The sequence below is a fragment of the Actomonas spartinae genome, assembly GCF_051209155.1.
Classification (GTDB): Bacteria; Verrucomicrobiota; Verrucomicrobiia; order Opitutales; family Opitutaceae; genus Actomonas.
The window spans coordinates 120,228-142,963 of the sequence record NZ_JBPJGB010000003.1; the positions used below are offsets into that span (position 1 = coordinate 120,228).

Below are 22,736 nucleotides of genomic sequence, written 5' to 3' on the forward strand. Positions count from 1 at the left end.
CCTTGGCTCGACCCAAAGTCGAACCCTATGGGAAAGGGTGTCCCATTATCGGGAATACGGTATTCCGGCACCGGACCAAACAGTCTGGAACCGGTTTAATTTAAATTTCGTTAGGCATTATACATTAGCCTCTTATGATTCTCCAGCTAGACTGGCACGAGGCGTGCAAAGGTTCAAAACAACCTTAACCAGCCCAATGCTCGAAACGTTTTTTCAAGATCTCAAAATCGGCTTTCGCATCCTGCAAAAGGAGAAGTCGTTCTGTGCCCTCGCTGTCTTCGTCCTCGCCATCGGCATCGGCGGCGTGACCACCCAATACGCGGTCGTCAACGGCGTGCTGTTCCACTCCTTCGACTTCCCGCGGGCGGATCAATTGGTCGACGTGCAGATCGTCGATCCGGAGGGTTTCCAGCCCAACAACTTCAACTCCCGCATGACGACGTCGGACTTCGCTGACCTGCAGGCGGGGCTGAATTCTTTCTCTTCCTTCGCGGGCTACCTGAACGGTTCGACCATCAACCTCACCTACCAGAACCAGCCGAAGCGCTACACCGGTGGTTACGTGACGCACAACTTCTTCAGCACGCTCGGTGTGAGCCCCGTGCGCGGTCGCGACTTTCTGCCCGAGGAGGATCAGGCCGGCGTGAACAAAGCCGTGATCATCAGCGACGGGTTGTGGAAGAGCGATTTTGGCGGCGACCCCAACGTGATCGGACGCTCGGTGCAGGTGAACGGCACGCCCGGCGAGATCATTGGCATCATGCCGCCCGGTTTCACCTTCCCCGCCAACGAGCAACTCTGGATCCCGGTCAATTCGTCCTTCCCGGTGCGCCCGCGCAACGATCGCAACGTCAACTTCATCGCGGTGCTCGCCCGCCTCGCCGACGGCGTGACCCTTGAGCAGGCGCAGTCCGAGGTCACCGCGATGGCGCGCCAGTTCGCCACCGATTTCCCCGACACCAACGAACAGTTCACCATGGGCTATGTGCGGCCGATGGGCGATGCCTTCACGCCTTTCAACATCCGCGCCATGCTGCTGGCCATGCTCGCCATCTGCGTGGTCGTGCTGCTCATCGCCTGCGTCAACGTGATGAACATGCAGTTCGCCCGCGCCACCTTGCGCGCCAAGGAACTCGCCATCCGCTCCTCACTCGGCGCCACCCGTGGTCGCCTCATCCGCCAGATGCTCACCGAGAGCCTCCTGCTCGCCAGCATCGGCGCCACCGTCGGCATCGGTATCGCCATGTGGGGCACCGACGCCCTCGACACCATGGTGCACGCCGGCACCAACCCGATTCCGGCCTGGATGACCTTTGATCTCGATCCCACCGTGCTCGTGGTCGTGGTCGGCGTCACCGCCGCTTCAGCGGTCGTTTCCGGTTTTGTGCCCGCCTGGATGTCGTCCCGGGCCAGCTCGGTCGAGGTCCTCAAGGAAGGCGGCCGGGGCAACACCTCGCGCGGCGTGATGGTGCTCACCCGCGGCCTCGTTGTGCTGCAGATTTTCATGACCTGCGTGTTGCTGCTTCTCACCGCCCTCCAGCTCCGCTCGGTCTACAACCAACGCACGATTGACTACGGTTATGACACCGAATCCGTGCTCGGCGCCCGCATGGGCTTGATGGAAGGCGACTACCCGACTTCGACCGAACGCCAATTGTTCTATGAGAAACTTCTGCGCGAGCTCGAGGCATCGGGTCAGTTCGAATCCGTCGCCCTCACCAACCGCTTCCGCATGGTCTTTGCCGGCAACGGACCCGTTGAGATTGAGGGCAAACAATACCTCGACGATTCGGACCGTCTGCGCGCCAACTTTGAAAACGTTTCGCCAGATTACTTCGACGCGCTGAACGTCCGCCTGCTCGAAGGCCGCGTCTTCACGACCGAAGACAGTGACCAGCGCGAACCCATCGCGATCGTCAACTCCAGCTTCGCGACCAAGCACTTCGAGGGTCAGTCCGCCCTCGGACGCCGCTTCCGCACCATCCAACAGAACGGCCAAAACGCGGGCCCGTGGCGCACGATCGTCGGCGTCGTAGCCGACGTGCGCATGCAGGGGCCGTTCAACACCCAGATCGATGAATCCGGTTTCTACGTGCCTTACTTTGCGAGTGCCTTCGGCCCGATCGCGGACGCGCCCGTCGCGCAGCAGTTTGGCACCATCCTGGTCAAGCCGCGCGGCAACCAGCGTCCGGAGGGCCTCGTCACCACCCTGCAAGGCATGGTCAACCGCGTGGACCCCAACCTGCCACTCTACTTCGTCGAAACGCCGCGCGCCAGTATCGATAGTTTCACCACCCAGACCAAAATCGTCGCCACCATGTTCGGCCTCTTTGGCATCGTGGCCGTCTCGCTTGCGGCCGTTGGTCTCTACGGTGTGATGAGTTTTTCGGTCAACCAACGCACCCAGGAATTCGGCGTGCGCCTCGCGCTCGGTGCCAGCGGCGGCAACGTGCTCGCCATGGTGCTCAAGCAGGCCGGCTGGCAGCTGGGCATCGGTCTCGGGATCGGCCTCACGCTTGTGGTCGGCTTCGCCTTACTCGCGCCCGACACCCTGCAACAGGTGCTGCAGTTGAACCAGGTCAACCCGCTGGCTCCCGACCTCTACATCGGCGTGAGCCTCCTGCTCATCATCGTCGCCGCCTTCGCCACCTTCATGCCGGCCCGCCGCGCCACCCGGGTCGATCCCATGGTGGCGCTCCGCTCGGAGTGAGACGCTGACTGACGACGACGCCCGATGAACCTCCGTTTCGCCCTCCGCCAGCTCCGCCAGTCACCCGGTTTTGCGGCCGTCACCATCCTGTCGCTCGCGCTCGGTATCGGTGCCAACACCGCGATCTTCAGCGTCGTCAATGGCATGTTGCTTAAGCGCCTGCCGGTTGAGCATCCCGAACAGTTGGTGCTGTTCAACTGGGCGGCCAGCGACGGCGTCGGGCCGCGCTCGCACAGCGGCCATTCACAAACGATCGCGGAGACCGGTGAACGCACCAGCACCTCGTTCTCGCTCGCGACCTATGAGCACTTCCGTGCCCCCGGCCAAACGCTGACCGATGTATTCGCCTTTTCACCGCTGTGGCAGGTCAACGCGATCTATCAAGGGCAGGCGGAAAACCTCCGCACCGCCGCCATGGTGTCGGGCAATTATCACCAGGCGCTCGGCGTGCGCCTGCAACTGGGCCGCGGCCTCACTGCGGCCGACGATGAACCGGGCGCCACTCCCGTCGCCGTCATTTCTCACCGCTACTGGCAGAACCGTTTCGGCGGATCCGCCACCATCCTGAACGAAACGCTCACTCTCAACGGAGTTCCCTTTGCCATCGCCGGTGTGACCGCGCCCGGCTTCAACGGCACCGGCCAGGTTGGCGAGGTGCAGGATGTCTTCGTTCCGCTCAACACCTACCGACTGCTCGAACCCGGCGACACGGAAGCCTACGAGCCCTGGGCCTGGGGCCTTCGCATCATGGGACGTATGGCGCATGGCGCGACCATGGACCAAGTGAACGCCGAGATGGCCGGGCGATTCGCGGCTTCCTACGAGGGCCACCTCGAAATCGGGGAAAATCAACACATGCGCCTCCGCACCGAATCGGGCGCCACCGGCCTCAATGAAGAGCGCCGCGAATACTCCGCCTCGCTGCGTGTCCTCGCCGCCATCGTCGGTCTCGTGCTGCTGGTCGCCTGCGCCAATGTCGCCAACCTGCTGCTCGCCCGGGGAGCCGCCCGCGAACGGGAACTCGCCGTGCGCATCGCACTGGGCGCAAGTCGCCCTCGCCTAATTGGTCAACTGCTTACCGAAAGCCTCCTGCTCAGTTTCCTTGGCGCCGCGCTCGGCCTGCTGCTCTCGCTGTGGGCCCGCGACGCTTTCCTCGCGCTGCGTCCCTTCGGCGGCAGTGGCTTCACGGTCGACCTGAGCCTCGACTGGCGCGTGCTCGGTTTCACCGCCGCGGTGGCTGGATTGACCGGAGTGCTCTTCGGCACGTTGCCGGCACTGCGGGCCACCCGTCGCGATGTCGTGCAGGGTTTCCAAGGGGGCCACAAGGCCCTGGGGGCGCCGCGCTCCGCTTTGGCCAAGGCCCTCATGATTCTGCAGATCGCGCTTTCGCTCGTGTTGCTCATCGGTGCCGGCCTCTTCAGTCGCACCCTCACCAACCTCGCCGGCACCCACCCTGGCTTCGAACGCGACGGCCTCCTGCTGTTTTCGCTCGATGCGATGCCCGCGGGCTACGAACGCGAACAGCTCGATGCGGTCTACACCCGCGTGCGGGATCGTCTCGCCACCTTGCCCGGGGTGGAAAACGCCGCTTTCTCCCGCGTGCCACTGCTCTCCGGTGGACGCTGGACCAGCACCCGGCCGATCGAGGGCCACGCCCATACCCCGGAGCTGGAGCGCACCATCGTGATGAACGGCGTGTCGCCCGATTTTCTCGATACCATGCGCTGGCCGCTCCTGCTCGGCCGCAACCTCACGGCCGCCGACAGCGCCAACGCGCCCCGGGTGATCCTGGTCAATCAGGCCTTCGCCACGAAGTTCTTCCCGGGCGAGAACGCCATCGGCCGCCGCATCGGCTCCCGTGATGACAATCTGGATACGGAGATCGTGGGCGTGGTCGCCGACGGCAAATACGCCAACCTCCGCGAGGAACAAAGCCCCGCCGCGTTCCTGCCGCACGCCCAGATTCCGAATGCCCGCGCGGGTCATTTTGCCCTTCGCTTCCGCGGCTCCGATGCGGCCCTGCGCAGGGCCGTGACCGACGCTGTGCACGAGCTCGAGCCACAGTTGCCCGTGATCGCACTCCGCACGCAGCATGAGCAGATCGACCGCCTGCTTGGCGAAGAGCGCCTCTTCGCCACCCTGTCGGCGGTGTTCGGCGGACTCGCCCTCGGTCTCGCGGCGATTGGACTTTATGGCCTGCTGGCCTTCGCCGTTGTGCGCCGCACGGGCGAGATCGGCCTGCGCATGGCGCTGGGCGCCCTGCCTTCCGGGGTGCGCTGGCTCATCCTCCGCGACTCCCTGTTGCTCGCCACCAGTGGCATCGTGCTCGGCCTGGTCGCGGCCGCCGGCCTCATGCGCCTGGTGAGCAATCAACTCTACGGGCTCACCGCCTTCGACCCGACCATTTACACCGTCAGCGCCCTCGTGCTGCTGGGCGTTTCACTGCTCGCCGCCTTCCTCCCCGCCCATCGCGCCACCCGGGTCGATCCCATGGTCGCGTTGCGATCTGAATAAAACTTCCCCGCATCTGTAACTTTGACCGGTTCTGCCGTGTTCTTTGCATCACCATGAAACTACGTTCCCTGCTCCTCTTCGCGGCCGCCCTCGGCCTCACGCTTTCCGCTCACGCCGACTGGGGCCGTCGCCACACCGAGCCCTTTTCCATGGAGGGCAACTTTGCCCCCGACGGCACCGTCACCGTCCACAACATCAATGGCCGCATCACCATCGAAACCTGGGATCGCAACGCCTACGCCATCGAGGGCGAAAAGAAGGCCAAATCACAGGAGGACCTCGATCTCATCGAGCTGCAATGGGACGTCGACCATGACCATATTGGTCTGAAGGTGAAACTGCCGAAAAAGAAAGGCTGGTTCAAATGGGGCAACGTCGACGGCCAGGTCGATGTCACCATCAAGGTGCCCGCGACCGCCCGTCTGAAGGACATCTCCACCGTCAATGGCGGGGTGGAACTTAGTGGTCTGCGCGGCGATGTGGAGGCATCGACGGTCAACGGCGCGGTCACGGCCCGCAACCTCGCCGGTTCGGCAAAACTCAGCACAGTCAATGGCGGCGTGATCGCGGAGTTCGACACGGTGGCCGACACCGCTCGCCTGCAACTTTCGACGGTCAATGGCGGCATTAAACTCCGCCTCCCGTCCGACGCCGGCGCCAGCATTCACGGTTCGGTCGTCAATGGCAGCATCAACGCCGACATCCCGATCACCATGAAAGGCAAGATCGGCCGCAAGAGCCTCAACGGCACGATCGGCGACGGCAACGCCCGCATCGACATGAGCACCGTCAACGGCGGGATCAAAATCCAAGCGATGGATTCCTGATCCCACGCCCCCAACTCCAAACTTGAGCCCCGGTTCACACCGGGGCTTTTTTAGGTCCACTCTACATGAGTGCAGCGACCAAACCGGCCGGCTACTCCGGCACCCCCTTACCCAAGAAGCTCGGCATCAAACCGGACCAGCGGGTGTTGGCGCTCGGGGCACCGGACCAATACGAGTCCCTATTGGATCCCCTGCCCGAAGGCGTGGTCTTCGTGCAACGGCGCAACGCTCGGCCTGATTTCGTCCACGTCTTCACCGCCGACCGCGCCCAACTCGCCAAAGAACTCAAGCACTGGGCCGCGGCGGACCCCGCTCCAGCCACCCTGTGGATTTCCTGGCCCAAGAAAAGCAGCGGCGTCCCCAGCACTGTCACCGAAGACACCATTCGCGAATTGTGCCTTCCATTCGGCCTCGTCGACATCAAGGTCTGCGCGGTCGACGCCACGTGGTCCGGCCTACGCCTCGCCCGGCGGCGAACGTGAGGCCACTCACGGATCGGAGACTCGCTCCCCTTCCGACCGTGGCGAGTAGACGGCCGAAGGGAGATCCTCGATCATCTGCTCGTTGAACTGCAATTCCGCCCAATGCGTGGGATTGCCGTTCGGGTCGTCCTTCGGAACCAGTCGCCAAATGCACCAATGGTTTTGATGATACCTGAGCGGTTGAGTGACGACGTCGTGACCTTCGCCAGGTTCGACAAACGCTTGGCTGACCACGTTGCTGAGTCCGTCGCCGACGTTGAAACGCCAATCGATTTTTCCGTCCGGATGCGCAACGCGAGAAAGTTGCACCGTCTCCCCCCAATTCTCCACCCGTCCACGCCACACGAACAACGGTTCGGAGCGGCTCATCAGCTTGAGCTCGAAACTCCCGCGAAAATCCACCGGAAGCGTAAGGGTCCATCGAGGTGCGGCGGACTCCGTCGGCGCCGCATCCAGCTGAATCGTGACCGTCTGCAATTCCGTTGACGACCAACGGCAGCCGCTGAGAGCACAACCGAGCGCGACCATGACAGCAGTGCGAGCAGACCGGAGCATGCCGCACCGTGCCCTTCCTGGCCGGCCAAGACAACGCTCTTCTCCCCCTTTTCGGGCGATACTTCGACCCACCTCTTTGTTGTCGAATGCCGACAATAGGGCTTGCTTGTTGTCGAATGCCGACACCATGATCAACGCCACGTGAGCAAGCTGAGCCAAGACCTGCTGCAGGGGACGCTGGATCTGTTGATCCTCAAAACCGTGTCCGCCGACAAACTTCATGGTTGGGACATCGCCAAGCGCATCGCCCTGTTGTCGAAGGATCGTCTCACCCTCAAACAGGGTTCGCTTTACCCCGCGCTGCACCGCCTCGAAGCCAAAGGTTGGATCACCGCGGAATGGGGCGTCTCCGAAGCCGGGCGCAGTGCCAAATTTTACCGCCTTTCCCGCAAGGGCCGGCGCCAACTCGAGGAGGAACACGGTCACTGGGAGGCCTTTGTGGTCGCCATGACCAGCGTCCTAAACGGAACGGAGAACGGCTGATGCTGCGCGACATGCTTGCCCACCTCGCCCTCAAGTTCCGCGGCCTCTTCGCTCGTCGCCGGCAAGAGGCTGCGCTCAACGAGGAACTGGCCTTTCACCGGGAGCAACTGTATCAGCAATTTCGCGACGAAGGTCTCTCACCACGCGATGCCGAGCTGGCCACCGCGCGTGAATTCGGCGCCTTCGCCGACACTTACGTCGAAGCCTCCCGCGACACCTGGCGCCCCGCTGCCCTGACCGCGGGACTGCGCGATCTGCGCTTCGCCGTCCGCTCCATGGCCCGCACGCCGGGTTTCAGTGTTCTGGCGATCAGCACCCTCGCGCTCGGTCTCGGTGCCTGCACCACCATGTTCAGCGTCATTCAGTCCACCGTGCGCAACGCGCTGCCGGTGGCGGACCAGGACCGCCTGATGTTCTTTTGGGAGGACAACGTGGAGCTGGGCATCGAACAGTTTTCGCAATCCGTGCCCAACTTTGTCGACTACCGCGACCAAGCGACATCGTTTGAGGCCTTGATCGGCACCACGGGCGGCAATACCAGCCTCGCCATCAACGGCGGGTCCGCCACCCATGGACAAAAGGTGTCCGTCAGCGCCGGTTTCGCCGCGATGTTTGGTTGGCCCATGCTGACCGGTCGCGAATTCACGGCGGCGGAGGATGTCCCCGGTGGCGAGGCCATCGCCATCATCAGCGAACGAATCTGGCGAGACCGCTTTGGCGGTCGCTCCGACGTCCTGGAAAGGGAGATCACCATTGATCGGGTGCCCCATCGCATCATCGGCGTGATCGACGGCGCGGCGGATCTTTTGGGACAAACCGATGTTTGGCTACCCCTGCGGCCGGACCCTGGCCGCGTCGCGCGCGACGACCACTGGCTCACGGTGATCGGTAAGTTGAAGCCAGCTGTGAGTCGGGCGCAGGCGGAAGCCGAAATCGACCTCCTCGCCGCTTCCCTGCGAGCCAACTATCCGGAAACCATGAAGGGCTGGGACGCGCATCTCGAACCCTTGGCGGAGCAGGTGATTCCCACCGAGTGGTCCAGCGGTCTGAACGTGTTGTTCGCGGCCGTCGGATTGTTGCTCCTCATCGCCTGTGCCAATGTCGCCAATCTCCTGCTCTCGCGCTCGCTGGCGCGCGAACGCGAAATCGCCATTCGGATCTCACTCGGCGCGACTCGCGGGCAGATCATGCGGCAACTGCTGGCCGAAACGCTGACTCTCGCATCCGTGGGCACCCTGTTGGCGTTGTTACTCGCCGACTGGAGCCTCAGCGCGCTGCGCACGTTCGCGCCAGCGGATCTGCCGCGCATCGACCAGCTGGGGCTGAGTCTGCCCTCGTTTGGTTTCGCCGCGATCGCCTGCGGACTGGCGACGCTGCTCGCCGGTCTGTTGCCCGCGTTGAAAGGTTCGCACACCGCCCTCGCCACCGGGCTCGGCGGCGCCAAATCGGCCGGTGGCAACCGTTCCCGCAGTCGCCTGCGCAACACCTTGGTGGTGCTGCAGGTCGCGCTCTCGCTTTCTTTGTTGGTGGGCGCGGGAATGGTGTGGCGCAGCTTCGAGCGCCTGCGGGCGACGGATCCGGGCTTCGACGCGCAGAACGTGCTGACCTTTCAATTCACGCCGGATGAGGTCGGGTATCGTCGCAGTGCGGACTTGCTCAACCTCTATCAGCGGATGCACGCCGAACTCGCCGCGCTACCCGGCGTCGAGTCGGTCGCCCAAACCAGCGGGCTACCCTTTGGCGAGGGTCGCACCAGTCTGAACGTGTTTCCCGTCGATCCCGCAGCGGTGGCTCCTGAGGAATCCGTGCAGGCGTCCTGGCGGATCATCGACGCAAACTACTTCTCCGTGCTGCGGATTCCGTTGGTCGCCGGGCGCGCGTTCACGGATGCAGACAACCATTGGGACGCGCCGACCATCATCCTCAGTCGTCGCTTGGCCGATCGTTTTTGGCCGGATGGCGAGGCCATCGGCCAGCGGGTCAATCCCGGCGGCGGCGACAACATCTACACCGTGGTCGGAGTGGCGGAGGATATCCGCCTGCGTGACCTGACCGGCGAAACCGAAATTCCGCAGATGTATTTCCCGCTTACGCTGTGGACGGGGTGGCGCAGCCAAGCCTTCGCGCTGCGCACCACGGTGCCGCCCGAGAGCCTCGCCGAATCCGTTCGCACGGTTGTTCGGCAGATCGATCCCAGCCAACCCGTGTTCGCCATGAACGCCTTGTCCGCGCTGGCTGCGCGCGACCTGCGTCTCCCGCGCCTCGCCGCATGGTTGCTGGGCATCTTCGCCACGATCGCATTGCTGCTGGCCACGGTCGGACTCTACGCGGTCATGAACACGAGCGTGGCGCAGCGAACCCGCGAGATCGGCGTGCGCATGGCGCTCGGCGCCCGACCCGCCTCGGTCCTGCAACTCGTGCTGTCCCAAGGCACGCGACTGATTGGCCTCGGCATTCTGCTTGGCGGCCTGATGGCCGCGGCTGTCGCGAGGGTGCTCTCCGCCGGGCTTTACCAAACGCCGGCCTTCGATCTCACGATTTACCTGGGCGCCGCCACCCTGCTGCTGCTCACCGCACTCGGCGCGCTCGCTTCCCCGGCGCTGCGCGCCAGCCGCGTGGACCCTGCCATCGCCCTGCGCGGCGAATAGTTCGATCGCATGATCGATCGCTACGCGCGGGGCTTCTTTTTCTTCGACGATTTCGCCCGTGGGTTGAACGCGAGCGCGCGCGCCACCCATCGCTTTAATTTTGCCGGGGTGCGCATGCCTTCGTCGTAAATCCACAGATAACCGCGCATCGGCCGTCCGGTGAAATCCATTGGCTCGGCGCCCGCCTCCGAAAGAAACGCGGCCTCCTCCTCCGGCGATATGCGCACCATCAGACGCTCCTCGTGGACACCGACACACATCTTGTCGTCCACCAAGTAACAGAGGCCGCCCATCATGCGCTTTTCCTCAAACGCCACGCCTTGTGCCTGCAGTTCCCGCCGCACCCGGTCCGCCAAGGTTTCGTCGTAAGCCATGCCGGGTTCTTACTGTCCGGCCCCACCTTCGCAACTCCCTTCCCATCGGAAGCTTGTTTAGACGCGAGGGATTCCCGATAACGCCTCACCCCACCGAACCTACCCTTTCACCGTTCGGCCCATCCCCACCCCCTATGGCTTCCGACTCCACCTCGCCCGACGTCGTCGAATACGAACGCGAACCCGTGCCTGCATCCGCCCAGAAAGGCCACCGTGCCTTTTGGGGCATGTATGCCGGCGAACACACCGCCGGGACCGAGTTCATGATCGGTCCGCTCTTCATTGCCTGGGGCGTCGGCGCCAAGGACCTCTTGCTGGGTCTGCTGGTTGGCAACCTCGTGGCGGTGTTGTGCTGGCGCTTTCTCACCGCCGAGATCGCGACCGGCTTGCGCGAGACGCTCTACTTCAAACTCGAGAAAATCTGCGGTCGCAAACTCGTCACCGTCTACAACATCGCGAACGGCATCCTCTTCTGCTTCCTCGCCGGCGCGATGGTGACCGTCTCGGCCACGGCGGTCGGCGTTCCCTTTCCCGATGTGCGGATGCCGGGCTTCAACGATCTGCTGCCGACCGGTTTTGCCTGGACCGCCATCTGCGTCGCCATCGGCGCGGTCATGACCGCCGTCGCCATCAAGGGCTACAACGTCGTCGCCCGCGTGGGCACCCTCGCGGCGCCGTGGATGTTCCTCATTTTCGTCGCCTGCGGCGTGGTCATCCTCAAGCGCCTTGGCACCGCCGACATCATGGCGCTCATCGAACCGGCTCCCGGCACGGAGCAAAACATCGGGTTCTGGGGCGTCGCGTTCTTCTCCGCCTTCTGCAACGCCGCCATGCACATCGGCATGTCGGATCTTTCGGTGCTGCGCTACGCGCGCAAACCCTCGTCCGGTTGGGCCGCTGCCGCCGGCATGTATCTCGGCCACTACGTCGCCTGGGTTTGCGCCGCCTTGCTGTTGGTTTACTGGACCCGTGCCCGCGGCGCCGATCCGTCGGAAGGCGTGCCCGCCGGCATCATGGTCTACGACGCGGTGGGCTGGGCCGGTATCATCTGCGTGATCATCGCCGGCTGGACCACCGCGAATCCCACCATCTACCGCGCCGGCCTCGCCTTCCAGGGGGCCTTGCCCCGCGCCTCGCGTGCCCATGCCACGCTGCTCGCCGGTGCGGTTTGCACCATCGCCGGCGTCTTCCCGGCCTTTGCCATGAAGCTCATCGGTTTCGTCGGACTCTATGGCACGATCCTCGCGCCGGTCGGCGCCGTCATCGTCGTCGACTACTTCCTCGCCAAGCGCTGGAACGTGCCGAGCGATCCGGCCATGGCACGCGGCCTGTCCTTCAACACCGACGTGCTGATCGCGTGGCTGCTGCCGGTCAGCATCGCGATGTGGCTGCACTTCGGCCAAGGCATCCCAGCCCACTTCCTCCCGTTGCCCTGCTGGATTGCCTGCGGTCTCCTCTACGCCGTGCTGGCCAAACGCAGCGCGGCCGCCGCGACCGTCACCGCCTGAACCTCCCGCCGCCCAGACGCCATGAAAGCTTTCGTCAATCTTGTCTCCATCCTCTCGCTCCTCGTCACCGCCGCGGCACCGTTGCTCTACTACACCGATCGGCTCAGCGAATCCGGCCTGCGCACCGCGCTGGTCATTGCGATGCTCACATGGTTTGCCAGCGCCTGGTGGCGCGACCGCAAAAACGCGGCCGCCTGACCGGTCTCGCACCGGTCTTTTTTGCGGCGTCCCATTATTGGGATGAACTCATCCCGCGACCGGGTGAACCGGGCGTGGCCTCCGCGATTCTTGGTTACGTTAAATCATGCACGATAGGCTCTTAATGCGCGCGAAGCACGCTGGCACGCGGCGTGCGTGAGGCCCGGTCGCTTACCCATGCGCATCGCCCTTCGCTCCCTGCTCAAGTCTCCTGGATTCACCCTCGTCGCGGTTCTGACCATCGCCGTCGGCATCGCCGCCAACACCGTGCTCTACAGCGTGTTCAACACGGTGGTGCTGAGCCCGCTCGACTTTCCCGAATCAAATCGCCTCGTGCGCCCTTGGGTCGACGACCCGACCGGCAACTTTTCCGCGCCCGCGGCGTCGTGGCCCAAATACGTTCACTACCGAGACAACTCCCAGTCCTACGAGTCGATCGCCGCATCCACCTTCCACAACGCCACCTTCACCGATGGCGGCGACGCAGAGCAGCTCAACGGCCTCGCCGTCACCTCCAACTTCCTGCACGTGCACCGACTCGGCGTGGCCCGGGGTCGCGACTTCGACGCGACCGACGATGTGGTCGGTGGTCCCAACCACGTCATCATCACCCACGAACTCTGGCAGAATCGGCTCAACGCACGCAACGACATCATCGGCACGATCATCGAACTCAACGGCGTGCCCAACGAGATCATCGGCGTGCTGCCGCCCGCGCTACCCTTTCCGTATCAACAGACACAATACCTGATCGCGCGGCCCGACGAACAGGCCGGCATCCCGCTGCAGCAGGTCCACGCCGGCGGCGCGATCTACCTCCAGATCACCGGACGCCTCGCGCCGGGTGTCACGATCGAGCAGGCCGACGCCGAGCTCCACGCGCTTTCCGCCGGCTACAATGCGGAGTTCCCGTCGCGCATGGACGCCAACCACGACCACCTGCTGCGGCCCTACGCCGACGAGTTGGTGGGCAACACCCGCCCGACCTTCTACGTGCTCCTGGCCGCCTGCGGTTTTGTGCTGCTCATCGCCTGCGCCAATATCGCCTCACTCTTCCTCGGCCGACTGTCCGCCCGTCACAAGGAGATCGCCGTGCGCCTCTCCCTCGGCGCCACCCGCCGCGACATCATCCGTCAGTTCCTGACCGAGAGCCTGCTCTTCTCCGCCATCGCCGGCGTGCTCGGCATGTTGGTGAGCCTTTGGGCCATCTCGGCGGTGGCCAGCCTCGCCGCCAACCAACTCCCGCGCGCCAACGAGATCAGCTTCGACAGCAACGCTTTGCTGTTCTCCCTCGTCGCCGCGCTGGTCACCGCGGTGCTCGTGGGCTTCGTGCCGGCTTGGCAGGCCTCGCGCGCCGAGCTCACCGAAGCCCTCAAAGACACGGCGCGCACCGATGGTGCCGGCGCCGCCGGACGTCGCTTCCGGGCCGGTCTGATCGTGGCTGAGGTCACCTTGTCCGTCACCCTGCTGGTCGGCGCCAGCCTGCTGATGACGAGTTTCTGGAAACTGCTCACCACCGACGCCGGCTTCGATGCCACCGGCGTCGCCGGCGCCTTCATCAACCTGCCGCAGCAGCGCTACGACACGCCCGCCAAACGCATTGCCTTCTACGAAAACGTCGGCGCCGAACTCACCCGTCAGGCCAACGTCACCCACGCCTCGCCCATCATCGGCCTGCCGCTTTCCGGCTTCACCCCCATCTCGCCCTACACCCTGGGCGGAACGCCGGTGCTGCCCCTGCCGCAACGCCCACTCACCGGCTTTCGCGTCGCCGGCATCGACTACAAGGAGCTCATCGGACTGAAGCTACTCGAGGGCCGCTGGTTCCAAACCACCGATCGCGCGGACACGCCGCCGGTCATCGTCGTCAACGAAACCTTTGCCAAGAAGATCGCGCCGGGCGAAAGCGCCGTCGGCAAAACCATCCTCACCGGCGCCAATGGTGAGACCGTCAACGAAATCGTGGGCGTGATCGCCGACGTGAAAACCGCCGGCCTCAATCAAGCCGCGCCGGACGAAATGTATTTCGCCGCCACCCAGCGCGCCAACAACGGCATGGGCTTCGCCGTTCGCACCACGGGCGACCCGGTCGCCATGCAGGCCGCCCTGCGCGCCGCGCTCAAATCCGTCGATCCGACCATCGCGTTGTCCTTCTTCCAGACCATGGACGAGCTCACGCTCAACTCGCTCGGTGTGCAGCGCATCGCCGCGTGGTTGATCGGCTGCTTCTCCGGCATCGCCTTCCTGCTCGCCGTTGTGGGCCTGTATTCGGTTCTCGCTTACAACGTGACGCAACGCCGCGCCGAGATCGGCATCCGCATGGCGCTCGGTGCGTTGCCCGGCCACGTTGTCGCCATGGTGTTGCGCCAGGGGCTGGCGCTCGTCGCCATCGGCGTCGTCGCCGGACTCATCATCGCCGGTTTCGCCACCCAGCTCATCCAATCCCAGCTCTTCGGCGTCGAGTCGCTGGGCTTCGCGATCTACGCACTGGTGGCGGTCAGCTTCGCGCTGGTGGCCACCCTCGCCTGCCTGCTCCCCGCCCGCCGCGCCGCCAAAGTGGACCCCATGATCGCCCTGCGTTCCGAATAATGATGCCGCGACTCCTCATTCCGATTGTGAGCCTCGCCTGCGCGGCCGTCGGAATGGCCAGTCCGGCTGGCCATGAAGCGGCCGCTCGCCTGGTCACCGCGATGGGCGGAGCCGAGGCATGGTCCGCGGTCGACCTCGTGATCGTTGAAGCAACGCACTACGAGATGCGAGAACCGGTGCGCTACGCCAACCGCATCATCAACGATTTCACCCGACCGCGGGTCCGCTTCGAGGCCCAGGCAAAAGGTTGGCATCGTTGGGAAGTCATTGACGGCAACGACGCGTTCCAACGCCGCGACGCGGAGACCGTGCAGGTCGCGTCGGCCAAGCGAGCCGCGGACAACCGGGCATGGTGGGCCAGCAATGTTTACCGCACGCTACGGCGGCTCGCGCGGGGCGACCCCGCACTCTCCTGCGAACTCACCGACGACGGATTTCTCACCGTGCATGAAGCCGGTGAGCGATTGAACTGGTTTCGTCTCAACCCGCGTGGCGAACCGGTGCAATACGGCACCGGCGAGATCGGTGAGGGCACGGTGTTTGGGCCGCTCGTCGACCATCCCGCCGGCATCCGCTACCCCGCCTGGGGCGCCAGTCCCAACGGGACTTGGCGCTATGAAATCGAACACTTTCAGGTAAATCCAACGGTCACTCCCGCGGACTTTGAACTGCCCGAACCACCCGCGCCCCCTCCTGCTCCATGATGCGTCCCGTCCTCCAAGGCCTACGCCGCCACGCCCTGCTGAACGCCACCATCGTCACCACCCTCGCTCTGGCCCTCTCCGCCGCCGTGGTGGTGACGGGTCTGATCGACACCTTCCTGCTCGCGCCGTTGCCGCACCTCGACGATCGCCGGGTCATGTTGATCGAGGAATATGAGTTGGCCGACGGCCCCAACTCTCGCGGTCGCATCAGTTGGGACAGCGCCCTCGACGTGCGTCGCGAAGCGGAATCCTTTGACCAGTTGGCCATGGTCACCAATGCCTCGTTCACGGTCTACGGTGACGACGCTACGGAAGTGGCCTACGTGCCCGTGGTGAGCCCGGAGTTTTTCAGCGTGCTCGGTGTCCGAGCTGCTTTGGGTGACGTCATCACGTCGCAAAACGCCGATATCGCCGGTGAACCGGCCTTGATGTTGAGCGACTCCCTGTGGCAACGACGCTTCGGGGGTGATCGCGACATCATCGGTCGCAGCGTGCGCCTGGACGATCGCAGCGCGCGAGTCGTGGGCGTGCTGCCAGCTGAGTTCGAATTGCCCTCGCTCGGCAACGGTCAGCAGGCATGGCTGAGCTGGCTGCCCGAGCAACAGTCCTCGATGGGACGGCAAAGCACCCGCCACTTTCTCTTCGGCAAACTGAAGCCGGACGTTTCGCCGCAAACCGCCGCAACCGAGATCGCGCATCTCGGCCGCGTCATTGCGCAAAACCACCCCAACACGAACACCGGCCGGGGCCTCAACGCCGCGCCGCTGCGCGACACCTTGCTCGGGCCGTTTCGCCAGGTTCTGTGGATGCTCCTCGCGATGGCGGCGCTGGTGCTCGTGACCGCCTGCCTGAACAGCGGTGCCTTGCTGCTGGCACAGGCGCTGCGCCGTCGCCGTGAGTTTGCCGTGCGTCTCGCGCTGGGCGCCCGACCCGGCCGCTTGTTGCGCATGTTCTGGGGCGAGAACCTCGTGCTCACCGGGCTCGCCGCCGTGATCTCCCTGTTTCTCTCCGCCTGGGTCGCCCCCATGCTGGTGGGACTCGTGCCGAGTGGGAATGGCACCAGCGGTTTTGCCACGCCGGAGCTACGCTGGTTGTCCTGGGGTTTCGCCGTCGGCGTGGCCGCATTGGCCGCACTGGTCTTTGGGCTCATGCCGTGGTTCATCGCGCGTCGCCTCCACATCGAAAGCACCCTGCGCGGCGGAGGTCGCGTGAGTGGGCACGGTTTCGCCGGACGCTTCAGCCGCTGGTTGGTGGCCGGCCAAATCGCGGTAGCCCTGGCCCTCGCGACCGGTGCCGGTCTGCTCGTGCACAGCAGCCGCCAGCTCAACGAAGTGGACTACGGGTTTCCGACCGACGAACTCTTTCAATTCCGCATCGGCGTGCGCTCGGCGGGGTTTCAGGATGCGGCCGCCCGGATGCGCTTTTTTGCCCAAGCGCGTGAACGCGTCGCCGCGCTGCCGGGCGTCACCAGCGCGAGTCTGGTCAACTTCAGCTACGCCGCGCCGCCGGTTTCCTACAGCAACTTTGTGCAGGAGGGCGACGGCCTCAATCTGCTGGAGACACCCAAACAGGCGCAGGTCGAAGCCGTCTCACCCGAGTTTGCCGACACGCACGCGGTTCGCCTGCTCCACGGTCGGCTGCTGGAGTCGACCGACACCGCCGATCACCCGCGCGTGGCCCTGGTGAGTGCGGCATTGGCAGAGCGCTATTGGCCCGGCGAAATCGCCGTGGGAAAACGCGTCAAGCTGCAGAACCAGGTCGACGAGTGGTTCACCATCGTCGGGGTTGTATCCGATCGACTCAGCTCCGGCCACCGTCCGCAGGTGATCGACTCTTTCGTCATTCCCATGGAGCAATCCGTGCCACCGTCGACCGCGGTGTTCGTGCGCTTTCAAGGTCCGCCGCCGCGCTTTAGCACGCTGCAGCGCACCGTGTGGGACATCGATCCCAACGTTTCCCTCTTCTTCGAGAGTCGGGTGAACGAGTTCTACGCCGACTCCGCGTGGCAGCAGCGATTTTCGCTCGTGCTCATCGTCGCCTTCGCCGGCCTCGCCATCGTGCTTTGCGCGACCGGATTGTATGCTTTGCTCGCCTTTGTGGTCGCCTCGCGCCAACGCGAACTCGGGGTGCGTTCCGCGCTCGGTGCCAGTTCCTCCGATCTGCGGGCCGATGTGCTCCGGGACGCCGCGCGCATGATCGCGCCCGGTTTGGGCCTGGGAGTGCTGCTGGCCTTCGGTTCCGCCCGCGGCGTCGCCAGCCTGCTCTTCAACGTGCCGCCGTTTTCCCCGATTGTTTTCGGCCTCGCCGTGTTGTTTATCTGCGTCGTCTGCCTGATCGCGGCCTGGCTGCCGGCCAATCGTGCCACGCGGGTTGATCCTGCCATCGCCCTTCGTTCCGAATAACCCCTTCCGCCATGCTCACCGACCTCCGCCTTGCCCTTCGTTCGCTCGTCAAGTCGCCGGGATTCACCTTCGTCGCCATCGCGACCCTGGCACTCTGCATCGGCGCCAACAGCGCGATTTTCACCGTGGTCAACAGCGTGCTGCTGCGACCGCTGCCCTACGCCGACGCCGATCGCCTCGTGCAGGTCTACAACAGCTACCCAAAGAGCGATCTGGAATACGCCGGCGTTTCGATTCCCGACTACCTCGACCGCGTTGAGCGCGCCCCCTCGCTGGAGGACGGTGCCATCTACACTTGGGAAAGCATCAACCTCTCCGGCGATGAGCAACCGACCCGCGTGCTCGGCATTCGCGCCAGTCCGAGCCTGTTCAGCACCCTGCAAAGTGACGCGGCGCTCGGTCGCGTCTTTTCTGCGACCGAGGCCGAGATCGGCCACGAACATGTCGTCGTGCTGAGCCATGGCCTGTGGCAGGATCAGTTCGGCGGCCGCGCCGACGCTCTGGGTCAACGACTCCGGCTCGACGGGGTCACCCACGAGGTGATCGGCGTGATGCCCGAGTCGTTCTCCTTCCCGCAATCCAACGTAAAACTCTGGGTCCCCTTCGCCTTCACCAACGACCAGAAGAGCATCAACGAGCGGGGCAACGAATACTCGGAAATGATCGGCCGCCTCAAACCCGGCGCGACTGCCGCGATGCTCACCGCCGAATGTGCGACGATCATTGACCAGAACCTCGAATTTGCGCCGCAGTTCCGCCCCTACGTGGAGGCCTCCGGCTTCACCGGCATCGCCAAGCCTTTGCTCGACCAAAAGGTCGGTGATGTGCGAGGGATGCTGTGGCTGCTCCAAGCCGGGGTTGTCGCCGCGTTGCTTATCGGCTGTGCCAATGTGGCCAACCTGCTGCTAACCCGCGCCCTCGCCCGGCAGCGCGAGATGGCGATTCGCGCGGCGCTGGGCGCGAGTCGCTGGAGCATCGTGCGGCAACTGCTGACCGAGAGCCTGATGCTCTTCCTCACGGGCGGCGCCTTGGGACTCCTCGTCGCGACCTGGTCATTGGAGGGCATGAACCTGCTGGGCGTAAGCGATCTGCCCCGCGGCGAAACCGTCTCACTCGACCTGCCTGTCTTCGTCTTCACCTTCGCCTGCGCGGCCGGCACGGGACTGCTTTTTGGGCTCATTCCGGCGCTGCAGGCCTCGCGCTCTCACGCCGGTGAAGCGCTCAAGGCCGCCGGCGCTCGCGTGACCGCCGGCCGACGCCAGCGCCTCCTGCGCAACGCCCTCGTGGTGACCGAAATCGCGCTGTCGCTGATGCTGCTCGCCACGACCGTCCTGCTCATACGCAGCTTCCAGCACCTGCAGAATCAGTCGGCCGGTTTCGATCCGGAATCGGTGATGACCGCGCGGTTCACTCTGCCGGAGCAGGCGTATCCGGAAGATCATGACAGACGGGACTTCATCGACCGCCTCACCGCCGAGGTGGCGACACTGCCCGGCGTCAACGGCGCCGCCATGACCAGCAACATTCCCTTTGGCTACAGCAACTCCCAAGGCACCTACCACATCGAGGGCCGCGAGCAACCGGAAGGCGTATCCCCGCCACACGGCCAGATCCGCTCCGTCACCCCGGACTTTTTTGCAACCATGGGGATCCCGTTGCAGCAGGGACGCACGTTCAATCACTTGGACGGCCCCGAGGCCGAACCCGTCGTGATCATCGACCGCGTCCTGGCCGACCGCTACTGGCCCGGCGAAAGCCCGATTGGCAAACGCATCTACCGCGGCAACAACCAGCCCGAAAACATGCGCACCATCGTGGGCGTGGTCGCGGCCGTAAAGCACCAGGGGCTCGACGATCCGGTTCGCAAGGAAACCATCTACTATCCCTACGCCCAACGTCCGATCACTGGCATGAACCTGGTGGTGCGAACCGCGGTGCCGCCGGAGTCGATCACCGAGCCATTGCGGACGGCGGTGCTGCGGGTCGATCCGAATTTGCCGATCTATGACCTGCAAACGTTGGAAGGTCGCGTGGATGGTTCACTGCAAACCCGCAAGACGCCCATGTTGTTGTTGGCGCTCTTCAGCGGCATGGCCCTGTTGCTCGCCGCGTTGGGTGTCTACGGCGTGCTGGCCTTCAGTGTCGGCCAGCGCACGCAGGAGATCGGCATCCGAATGGCCCTCGGCGCCGCGGCCCGTGATGTATTGAACCTGATCCTGCACCAAGGCGGCCGCCTCATCGTGATGGGGCTGGTCATCGGCGTCATCGGCTATCTGGCCGTGAGCCGCCTGTTGCAGAGCCTCGTCTACGACATCTCGCCGCTCGACACCCGGTCCGTCGCTGCAGCCGCACTCGTCCTGTGCGGGGTCGGTTTGATCGCGTGCTTCCTGCCCGCGCGGCGGGCCAGTCGGGTGGATCCCATGGTCGCCTTGCGCGACGAATAACCTTTTCCCATGCGCCGCATCTTCCTCGCTTTTCTCTGCGTCTGTTCCGCCGCCGTTGCCGTCCGGGCTGCGACACCCGCCGAACTGAACGATACCGCCGATCGCTACCTCGCCGCCTACACTGCGCAGGACCTTGATGCCTTGGGCGCGTTCTACACGCCAGAGTCGGTGTTTGATGATCCGACCTCTGAAGGCTATTGGCGGCAGCGATTTCGCGTCAGTGGCGGCGAGGCGATCGTCGGCGCGATGCGCGAAGGTTGGGTCCTGCTTCATGGTTTCAAATTCGAAGTCAGGGAACGGCTCACTTACCATGATCGGGTGGTGTTGATCGGCATCTCCCACCTCACGCTCGACGGCGCCATGTTTGGAGCGAAAGCCGGCGTCGACTACACCGTCGCGTTGCCCGCGGTGACCATCCTGCGCATTGTCGATGGCAAGGTGCTGCTGCACCTCGATCATTACGACTACGGCCCGCTGAAAGAAGTCGCGACGAACGCAAAATGAACAAGCGCATCCGGCGGCGGTCCGATGAACGAACTCCGCCCCCGTCATGCGCATCATCCCCGCCCCCCTTCTCCTCGCGCTGCTGGTCATTAGCACGCCGCTGCGTGCGGAGACCAACACCCTCAACTACGCCCTGGACCAGCTCCCTGGCAACGGTCCGGCCAGCTTCGCCAAGATCCTCCTAGCGCGGCAGCCGGAAGCCGCCCAACGTCTTGCCACGAGCCTCGCCAAGGCGAGCGAGGGCGCGGGCACGTTGTTGGATCATCAATTCATCGCCAGCGTCCGCATCTCGTCGCGACTTGAGCGTTTCGTCATCGCGCTGCACTACGAAGAACGGCCGCTCTTTCTCCGCCTAGATCGCTATGTAAGCGGCAGTGAGGTTCGCTTTCTCAATGCCACCGTGCTGACCTCGATCGATGAGCTCTCGCCCAACGATGAGCTGCTGAACCGGGATTGATCATTCCTTCGGCAGCACCGCCAAGCGGCGATGCGACGAAGCCACGTGGCGCACCCAGGTCGCGGACACGTTGGCGGCGGCGGCGTGTTCAGACCAATGGCCCAGCGCGCCATCGACCTCCTGCCAGATCGCCTCGATCGCGCCGGGCTTGCCGAGGCGAAAGCGGCGCGCCACCGCCATGAGATCGGCGCGCGTAAAACCGTCACGTTTGCCATTGAGCGTCATCTGGTGACGGCTCGTCCATTCGCCCGACGGATTGAAGGCAAACGTCACGTCAAAGGCCGGCGCGAGACTCCAACGTCCGGCCCGGTTCATCAGGAAAGCGATGTTCTTGGTGTGATCGTCCTGATTTCGACCCAGAACGTTGAAGACCATGCGCCGATAGAGTTGGCGGAGTTCGTCGATCCCGCAGCCGAGTCGCTGCGCCACCTCCAGCGCCTGTTCGTAACTGTAAGCGCCGGCTTGGTTGAAATCGTAGTGCGCCACGCCGCAGAGCGACTGCATGAAACGCTTGCCACCATCGGCCGTGCGGTCGAAACGCCGCGTGATGAAATGCGCCCGGCCGTTCTCCTCGAGCAGACGGCACTCGTTCATCTCCACCCCTGCCGCCGCCGCCATCAAATGGTAGGCGTATTCAATTCGCCCATACCCCTTGGGATCGGCCAGCTCCTTGTCGCGGTTGTGCTCCACCCCGTCAAACTTCAGCAGCCAATAACTGAAGCCTTCCGGCGCCTTGACCTGCCCCGAACGCACTTCGCCGGTGGCTTCGTTCCAGGCGATGATGGCCTTGGCGCGCGCGCCGCCCGCCGACGTGCCGACGCGCAGAATGTCACGCAAGGCCTCGCGCGCCGTTTCGTCGTCGGCCTCGCCCAATCGCGTGGTCAACCCCGCCCGGTCCGCCAACACGTCCGCCGCCAACGCCACCAGTGCTTCGATTTCAACCGGCGCCGAGGCTTCGCGACCGCGCCGTAGCGACGGACGAAACTCCAAGGCGCCCATGCCTCGAGTGCCGAGATAACACAGCCGCTCGATCGGGGAAAAGCTGCCCGGTTCGCGACCCGCCCGGGTGAGCCACTGGTCGATCAGCAGGTTGCCAAATTTGTCCGGCAAGGCATCGGCCAACAGACCCGGCAGGCCATGAAACGAACGCCTCGCCAATTCCGGAAACGCATACACCGCCGGCCCCAAGGGCATCGTAAGCGGAGCCACCTCAATGCGACTGCCTTGGAATTCGCGGGTGTATTGAAACGACCCGACCTCGCGCTCACGATCCCAAGCGACCGCACCAATCGTGCGCCCCCACAGCATGACATCGGCGATTTCAACCGGCTCCATGA

Annotated in this window: 17 protein-coding genes; 14 read left to right on the forward strand and 3 right to left on the reverse strand. The window is 64.4% G+C overall.

The genetic code is table 11. From position 1 onward, the window contains the following. Positions 1–196: 196 nt before the first annotated feature. From AC0MRV_RS15510 to AC0MRV_RS15525, 4 genes are all read left to right on the forward strand, one after another. The gene (locus AC0MRV_RS15510; protein ID WP_472765407.1) at positions 197–2,710 is read left to right on the forward strand and encodes an ABC transporter permease; all 2,514 of its coding nucleotides are present in this window, start codon (positions 197–199) and stop codon (positions 2,708–2,710) included. A 24-nt stretch (positions 2,711–2,734) separates the two neighbouring features. After that, entirely contained in the window at positions 2,735–5,224 is a 2,490-nt protein-coding gene (locus AC0MRV_RS15515) for an ABC transporter permease (protein WP_472765408.1), read from the forward strand. Between the two features lie 53 nt (positions 5,225–5,277). After that, positions 5,278–6,051, forward strand: a complete 774-nt coding sequence (locus AC0MRV_RS15520) for a DUF4097 family beta strand repeat-containing protein (RefSeq protein ID WP_472765409.1) — start codon at positions 5,278–5,280, stop codon at positions 6,049–6,051. A gap of 65 nt (positions 6,052–6,116) precedes the next feature. Then, entirely contained in the window at positions 6,117–6,533 is a 417-nt protein-coding gene (locus tag AC0MRV_RS15525) for a DUF3052 domain-containing protein (protein WP_472765410.1), read from the forward strand. A gap of 6 nt (positions 6,534–6,539) precedes the next feature. Here the strand turns inward: AC0MRV_RS15525 and AC0MRV_RS15530 are convergent, their stop codons facing one another. After that, positions 6,540–7,310, reverse strand: a complete 771-nt coding sequence (locus AC0MRV_RS15530; protein WP_472765411.1) for a hypothetical protein — start codon at positions 7,308–7,310, stop codon at positions 6,540–6,542. Between AC0MRV_RS15530 and AC0MRV_RS15535 the strand changes: the two genes are divergently transcribed. After that, complete coding sequence (locus AC0MRV_RS15535) at positions 7,290–7,571, forward strand: PadR family transcriptional regulator (RefSeq protein WP_472765412.1); 282 nt, start codon at positions 7,290–7,292, stop codon at positions 7,569–7,571. The genes AC0MRV_RS15530 and AC0MRV_RS15535 overlap by 21 nt on opposite strands. Positions 7,572–7,582: 11 nt before the next feature. Further along, the gene (locus AC0MRV_RS15540) at positions 7,583–10,219 is read left to right on the forward strand and encodes an ADOP family duplicated permease (RefSeq protein ID WP_472765413.1); all 2,637 of its coding nucleotides are present in this window, start codon (positions 7,583–7,585) and stop codon (positions 10,217–10,219) included. 20 nt (positions 10,220–10,239) lie between these two features. Here the strand turns inward: AC0MRV_RS15540 and AC0MRV_RS15545 are convergent, their stop codons facing one another. After that, a complete protein-coding gene (locus tag AC0MRV_RS15545) occupies positions 10,240–10,593 on the reverse strand; it encodes a TfoX/Sxy family protein (RefSeq protein ID WP_472765414.1) in 354 nt (117 codons plus the stop codon). A 134-nt stretch (positions 10,594–10,727) separates the two neighbouring features. On the opposite strand from AC0MRV_RS15545, the gene AC0MRV_RS15550 reads away from it, so the two are divergent. The 8 genes from AC0MRV_RS15550 to AC0MRV_RS15585 all read left to right on the forward strand — a co-directional run bounded on the left by AC0MRV_RS15550 (position 10,728) and on the right by AC0MRV_RS15585 (position 21,399). Further along, the gene (locus AC0MRV_RS15550; protein ID WP_472765415.1) at positions 10,728–12,101 is read left to right on the forward strand and encodes a purine-cytosine permease family protein; all 1,374 of its coding nucleotides are present in this window, start codon (positions 10,728–10,730) and stop codon (positions 12,099–12,101) included. 21 nt (positions 12,102–12,122) lie between these two features. Continuing rightward, positions 12,123–12,299, forward strand: a complete 177-nt coding sequence (locus AC0MRV_RS15555) for a hypothetical protein (RefSeq protein ID WP_472765416.1) — start codon at positions 12,123–12,125, stop codon at positions 12,297–12,299. Positions 12,300–12,476: 177 nt separating this feature from the next. Beyond that, complete coding sequence (locus tag AC0MRV_RS15560; RefSeq protein ID WP_472765417.1) at positions 12,477–14,888, forward strand: ABC transporter permease; 2,412 nt, start codon at positions 12,477–12,479, stop codon at positions 14,886–14,888. After that, on the forward strand, positions 14,888–15,592 hold the full coding sequence (locus AC0MRV_RS15565; protein WP_472765418.1) for a hypothetical protein: 705 nt from the start codon (positions 14,888–14,890) through the stop codon (positions 15,590–15,592). Before AC0MRV_RS15560 ends, AC0MRV_RS15565 begins: the two co-directional genes overlap by 1 nt. After that, positions 15,589–17,994, forward strand: coding sequence for an ADOP family duplicated permease (locus tag AC0MRV_RS15570; RefSeq protein WP_472765419.1), 2,406 nt, complete (start codon positions 15,589–15,591; stop codon positions 17,992–17,994). Before AC0MRV_RS15565 ends, AC0MRV_RS15570 begins: the two co-directional genes overlap by 4 nt. Positions 17,995–18,005: 11 nt before the next feature. Further along, complete coding sequence (locus AC0MRV_RS15575) at positions 18,006–20,438, forward strand: ABC transporter permease (protein ID WP_472765420.1); 2,433 nt, start codon at positions 18,006–18,008, stop codon at positions 20,436–20,438. 9 nt (positions 20,439–20,447) lie between these two features. Next, complete coding sequence (locus tag AC0MRV_RS15580; protein ID WP_472765421.1) at positions 20,448–20,942, forward strand: nuclear transport factor 2 family protein; 495 nt, start codon at positions 20,448–20,450, stop codon at positions 20,940–20,942. A gap of 46 nt (positions 20,943–20,988) precedes the next feature. Continuing rightward, positions 20,989–21,399 carry a hypothetical protein gene (locus tag AC0MRV_RS15585; RefSeq protein ID WP_472765422.1) on the forward strand — a complete coding sequence of 137 codons (411 nt, stop codon included), beginning with the start codon at positions 20,989–20,991 and terminating at the stop codon, positions 21,397–21,399. On the opposite strand, the gene AC0MRV_RS15590 is transcribed toward AC0MRV_RS15585, so the two are convergent. After that, entirely contained in the window at positions 21,400–22,734 is a 1,335-nt protein-coding gene (locus AC0MRV_RS15590; RefSeq protein WP_472765423.1) for a type II toxin-antitoxin system HipA family toxin, read from the reverse strand. Positions 22,735–22,736: the final 2 nt, after the last annotated feature.